11 protein-coding genes are annotated in these 9,042 nt (G+C 39.0%); 5 read left to right on the top strand and 6 right to left on the bottom strand.

Annotated features, from left to right (window positions below; genetic code table 11):
- Positions 1 to 255: 255 nt before the first annotated feature.
- The 3 genes from PN497_RS25495 to PN497_RS25485 form a co-directional block, all read right to left on the bottom strand.
- A complete protein-coding gene (locus PN497_RS25495; RefSeq protein ID WP_096572795.1) occupies positions 256 to 585 on the bottom strand; it encodes an MgPME-cyclase complex family protein in 330 nt (109 codons plus the stop codon).
- 64 nt (positions 586 to 649) lie between these two features.
- Positions 650 to 1,378, bottom strand: coding sequence for a SnoaL-like polyketide cyclase (locus PN497_RS25490; RefSeq protein WP_096571053.1), 729 nt, complete (start codon positions 1,376 to 1,378; stop codon positions 650 to 652).
- A 219-nt stretch (positions 1,379 to 1,597) separates the two neighbouring features.
- Complete coding sequence (locus PN497_RS25485; protein WP_096571055.1) at positions 1,598 to 2,320, bottom strand: pyridoxine 5'-phosphate synthase; 723 nt, start codon at positions 2,318 to 2,320, stop codon at positions 1,598 to 1,600.
- A 177-nt stretch (positions 2,321 to 2,497) separates the two neighbouring features.
- On the opposite strand from PN497_RS25485, the gene PN497_RS25480 reads away from it, so the two are divergent.
- Entirely contained in the window at positions 2,498 to 3,139 is a 642-nt protein-coding gene (locus PN497_RS25480; protein WP_096571057.1) for a Uma2 family endonuclease, read from the top strand.
- 519 nt (positions 3,140 to 3,658) lie between these two features.
- Positions 3,659 to 4,129 carry a tetratricopeptide repeat protein gene (locus PN497_RS25475; protein ID WP_096571058.1) on the top strand — a complete coding sequence of 157 codons (471 nt, stop codon included), beginning with the start codon at positions 3,659 to 3,661 and terminating at the stop codon, positions 4,127 to 4,129.
- 371 nt (positions 4,130 to 4,500) lie between these two features.
- On the opposite strand, the gene PN497_RS25470 is transcribed toward PN497_RS25475, so the two are convergent.
- Entirely contained in the window at positions 4,501 to 4,875 is a 375-nt protein-coding gene (locus tag PN497_RS25470) for a c-type cytochrome (RefSeq protein WP_096571060.1), read from the bottom strand.
- A gap of 341 nt (positions 4,876 to 5,216) precedes the next feature.
- Here PN497_RS25470 and petG point away from each other — a divergent pair, with 341 nt between their 5' ends.
- Positions 5,217 to 5,330: a cytochrome b6-f complex subunit V gene (petG, locus tag PN497_RS25465; RefSeq protein ID WP_013191177.1), complete on the top strand. Its 114-nt coding sequence runs from the start codon at positions 5,217 to 5,219 to the stop codon at positions 5,328 to 5,330.
- Positions 5,331 to 5,534: 204 nt separating this feature from the next.
- Here petG and rsmD read toward each other — a convergent pair whose 3' ends face one another.
- Both rsmD and hisH read right to left on the bottom strand, forming a co-directional pair.
- Entirely contained in the window at positions 5,535 to 6,092 is a 558-nt protein-coding gene (rsmD, locus tag PN497_RS25460; protein ID WP_096571062.1) for a 16S rRNA (guanine(966)-N(2))-methyltransferase RsmD, read from the bottom strand.
- A gap of 83 nt (positions 6,093 to 6,175) precedes the next feature.
- Positions 6,176 to 6,811, bottom strand: a complete 636-nt coding sequence (gene hisH / locus PN497_RS25455) for an imidazole glycerol phosphate synthase subunit HisH (RefSeq protein ID WP_096571064.1) — start codon at positions 6,809 to 6,811, stop codon at positions 6,176 to 6,178.
- 75 nt (positions 6,812 to 6,886) lie between these two features.
- On the opposite strand from hisH, the gene PN497_RS25450 reads away from it, so the two are divergent.
- Positions 6,887 to 7,483 carry a pyroglutamyl-peptidase I family protein gene (locus tag PN497_RS25450; RefSeq protein ID WP_096571066.1) on the top strand — a complete coding sequence of 199 codons (597 nt, stop codon included), beginning with the start codon at positions 6,887 to 6,889 and terminating at the stop codon, positions 7,481 to 7,483.
- Between the two features lie 145 nt (positions 7,484 to 7,628).
- Positions 7,629 to 8,987 (top strand): DUF3370 domain-containing protein, encoded by a 1,359-nt coding sequence (locus tag PN497_RS25445; RefSeq protein WP_096571068.1) that lies wholly within the window; start codon positions 7,629 to 7,631, stop codon positions 8,985 to 8,987.
- Positions 8,988 to 9,042 lie beyond the last annotated feature (55 nt).

The following is a 9,042-nucleotide window of genomic DNA, read 5'->3' as shown; positions in this document are numbered from 1 at the left end:
GGTTAGGTATTTTACATTGTCGTCAGGGCAAGACTTGGTGGACAAGGTGGACAAGGTGACAAGGGAGGAAAACAGTACAAATTATGTACTTTTAGTCACAAAAATAGTCCGTCAAAAAACCATTGTCCGTATAAAATCTTCCTTGTCCATCCCTTCGACTACGCTCAGGACAAGCCTTCCTTGTCTTCCTGGTCTTGCCTTCACAGATCATATTAAAAACCTACCCCTGTGAGATGCCTCCCGCCCCTGCCTTCATTAAGACACAGTTGTTAAAGATGCCAAAGGATTAGGAATTGTTGCCGAAGGAGCTGGAAATTCTCCAGTGATGACATACTCTAAACGTAATTTTAACCAAGTAATAAATTGAGAATTGGTAGAAATAATTGCTACCGGAGGTTTAGGACATTTAGCTTTATTTGCTGCCATTTCCGGTGCTTCCAGGAAAGCTGGGTTTTTCACTAACCAAAAATCTATTTCTTTTTCTTGTTCGTGGTAGTTACGGGTACGTTCTTTGAGAACTTCCTCTAGAGGTTCTTCTTCTAGTAAAAAGTGTTGACTAGCTAAAACGTAATAGTATGTTGTCATTTTCATCCTTGAGTCACTATCTAATAATTTATAGGGTACAGCAGCAACACTGTACCCTAATAGATTAACTTTTCTTCACGCCCTTGAACCAAGAACCGAAAGGACAACCACTACTCTTATTTTCACTATTGGCAGCATTTTCCATTTTGCCACCTGCTGTCAATTTCTCTAAAAACAGGTTGTTGTCAAAATAGTGTTCCAAAGAGATAATCTTCAAATCATCGGTAACACGAGCTACACTGATACCGACAATTTCTACTGTTTCCCCTGTGGGTGCAAAGTCTTTATATGGACCGCGAAAATGTCCCCAGTGTCTCCACTTAAATGTAACCACTGGTGGACCTGAGTAAACTTCAAGCAGTTCCCAAGGAAAACCTTGAGGAAAGGTACTATGAAAAAGTTTCGCTGATGATTCAAAAGTTTCTTCTGAAGCTTTGTAATGTTCAGAATCAGCCATAAATGTGTTATAAGTACCCTGGGTGTATACATCTGTGGCTGTAAACTCTTGTCCCCCATTTGTACTGACGCGAAACTTATCCTGCACAACAGCTAACCACTGTTTAGGATTACTCTTAAAAGATACCTCCATTTCAAAGGTTCTCACTAAATTCTGTACAATAGCTTCTAGTGAACCTTCTGCGTGATTACAGGTACTTTCTTTGGCTAGATTTTCTTTAGAACGGGTATAATCTGGGGGTGTCTGATAGCGCCATTCGGCCTGTTTACTGTATTCAATTACAGTATCTCTATTTTGTACCCAAAGAGGTAGGTTGTTAGGCTGTGTGGAAGTCATAAAAGTTTTACGTTACCAATGTGACTCTAATTTTTCAGGATTACGCAGCTACAACCCCTCTTGTGAAAGGATATCAAGGAGTCAGGAGTCAGGAGTCAGGAGAATTTTAGATTTTAGATTTTAGATTTTAGATTTTAGATTGGATTCATGAAATACAATCCAAAATCCAAAATCCAAAATCCAAAATCCAAAATTGTATCCCCAATCACCAGTCACCAGTCACCAGTCCCCAGTCATTGCTTGTTTCATCTCTCGTACTGCTCTTTCCATTCCTACCAAGGCAGCCCGACTGATGATAGTATGGCCAATATTGAGTTCTTCCATACCTGGAAGCGCCGCTACTGGGTAAACGTTCCAGTATGTGAGTCCGTGACCGGCATTGACTCGCAAACCTGCTTTTATAGCTTGTTCGCATCCTTTGGCTAATAAGCCTAATTCATGCTGGCTAGTTGTTTCATCTTTAGCTTCAGCATATTTTCCGGTATGCAGTTCAATAAACTTCGCTTGCACCTTGACAGAAGCTTCGATTTGTGCAGGTTCGGCATCAATAAACAAACTCACGGGAATGCCAGCATTTTGCAATTTATCAACTATATCCCCTATTCTAGCAATTTGTCCGACAATATCTAAACCCCCTTCTGTGGTGATTTCTTCTCTTTTTTCGGGAACTAATGTTACATAATCAGGTTTGATATCCAGGGCGATCGCTAACATTTCATCAGTGGCAGCCATTTCTAAGTTTAAGTGGGTTCTTACTGTTTGTCGCAATAACCGCACATCTCGATCTTGAATATGTCTTCTGTCTTCCCGCAAATGGGCGGTAATGCCATCAGCACCGGCTAATTCTGCTAATACTGCTGCGGCGATGGGATCTGGTTCTACTGTCCTTCTGGCTTGGCGGATGGTAGCTATATGATCAATGTTTACACCGAGTGTAGGCACGCCTGTGTTTCTCCTGGTTCACTGTGTTTTAGATTTTGATTTTAACTAATTTAGGAGATGTGAGCAGGTTGGTGTTAAAAATTTTGGTTATGATTAGGTAAGGAGCAAGAGGAGAGCCATAAATAATTACAAATTATCAATTATCAATTATCAATTATCAATTATTAAAGAGGTAATATGTTGTTAGAATTGCAACAAATTATTGTTCATCCAGGCCAACAAATGTTACTCAAAGATATTAGTTGGCAGCAACTAGAAAATATTTTAGAAGAAATGGGGGAAAAGCGTGCTGCACGTATTTCCTATAGCAATGGATGGTTAGAAATTATGGTGCCTTTACCTGAACATGAAAAAGATAAAGAAATTGTTGGTGATTTGGTGAAAATCTTGTTAGAAATACTGAATGTTGATTTTGAACCCTTTGGTTCTACAACTCTGAAAAATGAGAGAATGAGGCAAGCCGTAGAACCAGATACCAGTTTTTACATTCAAAATCAAGCCGCTGTAATTGGTAAAAATCGAATTGATTTAAATATAGATCCACCACCAGATTTAGCTATTGAAATTGATATTACTTCTCGGACTCAATTTGAAAATTATCAAATTTTGGGAGTTCCTGAACTTTGGCGATATAAAAAACAAGGTTTAGAAATTTTCTTGTTACAGGATGGGAAATATGTAAAATCTCCATCTAGTCCTAATTTTCCTCATATTCCCATTGTGGATTTAGTTAATGAGTATGTACAGCAGTGTTTAACTATTGGCAGAAGTCAGGCAATGCGAAATTTTAGGAGTTGGGTGCAGGAGAATTTACAGTAAAAGGTTGCTTAAATATAGCACTCCCTGAACAGTTACTTTTATGGCAAGTATTCAGCTATCAGTAATCAGTAATCAGCCAAGAGTAGCAATAGCAAGGATGCAGAAGTGTTAATTTCAGGAATGTTATCTGCATCTGTTTTTTCATTCCTTGGATTTCACTATTTCAGGTACATAGCTGATGGCTGACTGCTGACGACTGAATGCTTACCTTTTATGTTGTCCCAAATGAGCGATCGCCAGCATTGCCTACATAATTTTTTTAAAAAATAGTATGAATCAATACAAAATATTGCCAGAATTTTTAATCAAGATCGGAGAATACCGTGATGACTATTAACATAAATTAGGAGATAATCTTCTGCACAAGGTAAGAATTCAAAAGTCAAAAGTCAGAATTTTTGATTAATTGCTTGATGAGCAAATAAGTATTTTTGGCGTAATTGTTAAAAAGCTGACTGCTGATGTTTGAATACTTACTGCACAAGTAACTGGCAATATCAACTTACCTATCTCAACTGCATGGATTCTTTATCTATCAATTCTTTACTGGAAGACTTGAAAAATCCTGATGCTTTAGTTCGTGAGCAAGCAACTCGCAAAATTTGGCGCTTCTGGTTTCAGCAAAAGGGTATATATGGGCTAGAAAAGATTGATTATAGTCAAAAACTAATGGATGCTGGGGAAACAGCCAAAGCTGAAGCAGTTTTAACAGAACTTATTAAAACACAACCAGATTTTGCTGAAGCTTGGAATAGACGCGCTTTTTTATATTACAGCATAGGCAATTATCAAAAATCTCTAGCTGACTGTCAAATGGTTGTGCAGCTAAATCCAGTACACTTTGGCGCACTTCATGGTATGGGTTTGTGTTACGCAGCAATAGGAAAGTATGGTGAAGCTATTGAAGCTTTTCAAAAAGCGTTGAAAATTCAACCTTATTCCTTGGTTAACCAGAAATTGATTCTTGAATGTACTCTTAAACTCAGTTAAACATGAAATTTCCAGGAGTCAGGAGTTGTAGGGGCGAAGTAGGGGCGAAGCCTGCCTGTCGGCAGACAGGCATTCGGAAAATAGCCTTAAACAAAAATTGATAATTTATCGCCCGAATGCTTCGCCCTTACAGGAAAATAGCCTTAAACAAAAATTGATAATTTATCGCCCGAATGCTTCGCCCTTACAGGAAAATAACCTGTGATAAAAATTGATAATTTATCGCCTGAATGCTTCGCCCTTACAGGAGTCAGGAGTAAAACCCTCTTTTAGTGGTAGTTTTATTATCCATTGATTTTCTGGTCAGCCTGTCAAAATCTATAACAACATATAAAAACATAAAATAACACTTTTCCCTATTTCCTGTTCCCTTAAAGACCTTCTAAATAACTTAAAAGGTCTGCCATTTCTTGGGCGCTGGGCTGGAATTTGGGCATGGGAGGAGTTTCACCGCTAATAACTTGATGAATCAATCCATATTGAGATTTGCGTTTCGAGACAGCTTGTAAGCTCGGTCCAACGAGTCCATGAGCTTCCCAACCATGACACCCAGCGCAGTTGGTTTGAAAGATAGCCTTTCCCTGTACTGGGTTGCCTGTCAGTGATAAAACATTTTTGACGTAAGGATCAGAGGTTTGAACTATCTGAACACCAAAAATAGTTACGGGTATGGCTATGAGTATGGCCAAAACCGACAAAGTGATCCACTGACTCCAAGTTTCAGTTTTGATAAGCTGGTTATTCAAGAGTTTGCTTTTACAGTCTAGGTGTACGAAAAACTGTAAGCATTCAGCTATCAGTGTTCAGCAGTCAGCTTTTTAACGGTTAAACTAATAATCACTATTTGAGTAACCGCTAGATGAGCAAATCTTCTGACTCCTGAATCCTGACTTCTGAATTCTTACAAAAAAATATTTCATCTTCTACACATAGCTTAAAATTTCTTGATTCTACCTGCAACCACAGATGAAAATTTTTAGATAGTATTTATAATCCAAAAACGGCTTAGGGCGCTGGATTGATGCGGGATTTGGTAAGATTAAAAACGGGAAACGAAACTTGAAAATTTGTAAAGAGGAGATTTACAGTGGTTGAACCCCTACTCTCAGGTATTGTTCTGGGTCTGATTTTCGTCACTCTTAGCGGACTATTTTACGCTGCCTATAAGCAATACAAGCGTCCTACCGAGTTGGGCGGCTAAGGGTTAACAGCTAGTTCTCGTAGGGGTTTAGCAATGCTAAACCCCTAGTCACATATAGGCGTGTGTGTTTGTATATTAATTTTAATATGTCCGCCCAATCACTTACGATATAGCTGTTTAATTAGTAATTGTCCCCAATTACCAATTACCAATTACCAATGACAAGTCTCAACATATATGATAAGTATTCAACCGTAGATGATATCACTCGCTTTCCGATACTTCCATTGTTCTGTAAAAAGTTAGTGCTGTGTTGCCATAAACTTTTTGGCGGCTGATTTCCCAAGTTGGGATGATTGGTGGTGTAAAATTAGGACTATGTTCTACTGCTATTTCCCCTTGAGGATCTAAAAGTTGATAGTGAGCGATCGCTTCTAAAACAGGCTCATATAAACCACTGGCATAAGGTGGATCAAAATATATTTTGTCAAATTTTTGACCTGATAATTTTTTTAATTGTTGCAGGACATTTCCCCGCAATAATTGAAATTTTTGTTCATTATTCGCTATCTGCTGCCAATTTTGTTGAATAATGGCACAGGCTCGACTTGACTGTTCAATTCCTACTACTAAACAGGCTCCCCTACATAAAGCCTCTGCACCCATTGAACCACTACCGGCACATAAATCTAACCAGCGACAATGATCAATTTCTCCCTGCCAAATATTAAAAACGGCCTCCCGTACTCGCGCACTGGTGGGTCTAGTCTCTTGCCCTGGTAAAGTTTTTAACAGACGATTCCCGTAAATTCTTAAACTCATTAATTAGTCATTGATCATTAGTTATTAGTCATTAGTCATTAGTCATTAGACAACTGACGACTAACAAAGAAAGCAAATTTTTATTAAGCAGGGATTTTTTCACGGACTTGAGCCACAAAATTAGATAAAACTTGCAATCCAATATTAGAGGATTTTTCGGGGTGGAATTGAACCGCCATGAGATTTTCATGAGCGATCGCTGCTGTCACAGTTTGACTACCATGAGTCACTGTTGCTGCTCTAATTTGCGGTTCAGTTGGTTCAACATAGTAGGAATGGACAAAATAAACCCAAGGTTGATGGGGTAAATGTTCCCACAAAATGCTTCTTGGTTGAGTCAGTTGCAGTTGATTCCAACCCATGTGGGGAATAGCTATTCCTGGTTCTGGACGAAATCGCCGCACTTTTCCGCGCACTATTCCTAGTCCTGGTTGAGTTCCTTCGGCGCTAGATTCAAATAAAATTTGCAGTCCTAGACAAATACCTAAGAACGGTTTACCAGATGCGATCACATCTTTAATTGGTTGTTCTAAACCGCGTGAACGTAAATGTTGCATGGCAGGATCAAAAGCTCCCACTCCTGGCAAAACTATAGCATCTGCTTGTTCTAACTCCTTGGCAGAATAAGTTACTTTAGGAATTGCACCAGCTTTTTCTAAACCTTTACAGACTGAGTGCAAATTTCCCATATCATAATCTACGACCGCAATGACTGGCATTTACTTGCTCCTTGTAAATTTATTAGGGAAGCATTTATATTCTAATTCTAAATAATATTCTAAATAATATTTATTATGCAGAAAAAAATATTATTAACTTCTTTTGACACTTGGCTGAGTGAACAACAGTCAAATTCTTCTGATGACTTGTTACTCGAACTAGCCAAAATGGCTGATATCTATCATGACTTAACTTTTTTGCGACGATTACCTGTAGATGTTGCCCTTGCCAGTTCTCGCGTCATTGCCAAAATCAATGAACTCAAACCAGATTATGTTATCTGTTGTGGTATGGCTGCTAGTCGGCAAAATTTAAGTGTGGAAGTTGTTGCTAGTAGCGAGTCTATACAGACTACTGATATTTCATTTAGAGATGGTGGAGAAAATTTTGGGATAATAACTTTGCACACAATTGTTAATGTTGAACAATTAATAGCTGAGACAGCGGCAGTTGAGATTAGTTACGACTGTGGTAAATTTGTGTGCGAAGGTCTTTATTATTCAGTGTTGGACTACTTGAATCAATCTCAACTACCCATTCCTTGTATTTTTGTCCATGTTCCGATTTTGCATCAAGAAAATTTGCTAGACATTCTTGCTGATTTTGTTTTAATCATGAATAATTTGGTTATTTTTGAATCAAGGGAACAGGGAACAGGGAATAGGGAATAGGGAATGGGGAATGGGGAACAGTAAATCATAAACTCCACTCACTAATAACTGTTAACTGTTAACTGTCACCTGTCACCAGTCACCAGTCACCAGTCCCCAGTCCCCAGTCCCCAGTCAGTTATAAATTTTGAATTTTAAATTTCCTATGTTGTCAGCATTACTCGGTTTGACTCTCGCGCAAGCAACTCCAACCGCACCACCACCAGAAGAAGTGGTAATACCTCAAGAGGTGCGAGCTTTACCAGGCAGGTTGGATACTGTTCCAGTATTTAATAGTAATAGTCCAGAATTGGTATTAAAGGAAGGTATTTTACTTTCTACCTTTCCTTCAGAGGATAAAAAAGTACCTACTGCACATTTAAACTTTCCTTTTCAGGGGCGGTTTGATGTCTTTTCCCATCATATTGCTAGAGCAGAACCACCAGAAGATTTACGTTCTCTTTACCACGGAATAATCTTACATAACCCTGGTACTACACCGGTAACTGTGAATATATTGCAAGGTGCAAGTTATTTAAGTCAACCAGATGCACCTTTTTTACCATTAGATTCTTTTATTCCTAATGATGCGGGAAATGTGTTTGCAGGTCCGGGTAGTAGGGTGATGTCTGATATTTTGAGAGGGAGAAGACAAAATATTTTCCCAGCGCAAATAGTCATTCCTCCTGGGGAAAGTCAGATGTTGTTAAATTTACCCATTCCCGTGCGAGAATTGACACCACCTTTAAATGGTCGTTCTACTTATATGCGTTTGCGGAGTAATGGGACGGTGTATGCTGCTAGTTTAGCGATGTTTGCAAAGAAAAATGCTGATGGTAGTGAACGAGTGCCAACTTTAGCAGAATGGGAAGATTTATTAAAGAATGGTGATTTATCCACACCGAGAGATAAAACCCCGACTCCCATACAGGGAACTGGTAAACCTGCAATTTATGGAAGAGTTGCGGGTGTGTCCCGTGGGTCACAATGGCGATCGCTTTTAACAGATAATTCTAACAGCAGGTATTTAACTATTCCCCAACCTGGTCAAGCTTTTTCTTATGCTTTAAGTTCTTTACATGGGGGAACTTTTGGTACTGGTCAAATTCAAACAGCACCGATGTTAGTGCGTTATCCTGATACAGCTTATTTTGCACATGGTAATTATGGCATTCAATATATTTTAAGGTTGCCTTTGTTGAATAATTCCCAAAGTGCAAAAAATGTCACTGTATCTCTGCAAACTCCCATTAAAGAAAATGAGTTAACAAAATCAGGTTTAAGGTTTTTTACAACTCCTGCGCGTCAGGTTTTCTTTAGGGGAACTGTCCGAGTTCGTTATCGAGATGATCAGGGTAAACCGGCGACTAAGTTTGTACATTTAGTGCAAAAAAGAGGTGAACCTGGTCAACCTTTGGTGTCTTTAAATATGAAACCAGGGGATAATTCTTGGGTAGAGGTTGATTTTCTTTATCCTCCTGATGCTTCTCCTCCGCAGGTTTTGACGGTTGCGACACAGGAGTAATTTAGGTGACAGGTGACAGGTGACAGGTGACAGGTGACAGGTGACAGGTGACAGG

It is taken from the genome of Sphaerospermopsis kisseleviana CS-549, assembly GCF_028329225.1.
In the GTDB taxonomy this organism is placed as follows: Bacteria; Cyanobacteriota; Cyanobacteriia; order Cyanobacteriales; family Nostocaceae; genus Sphaerospermopsis; species Sphaerospermopsis kisseleviana.
Note: the sequence above shows the minus strand (reverse complement) of the source record. Positions and strands in the feature narration are given on the sequence as shown.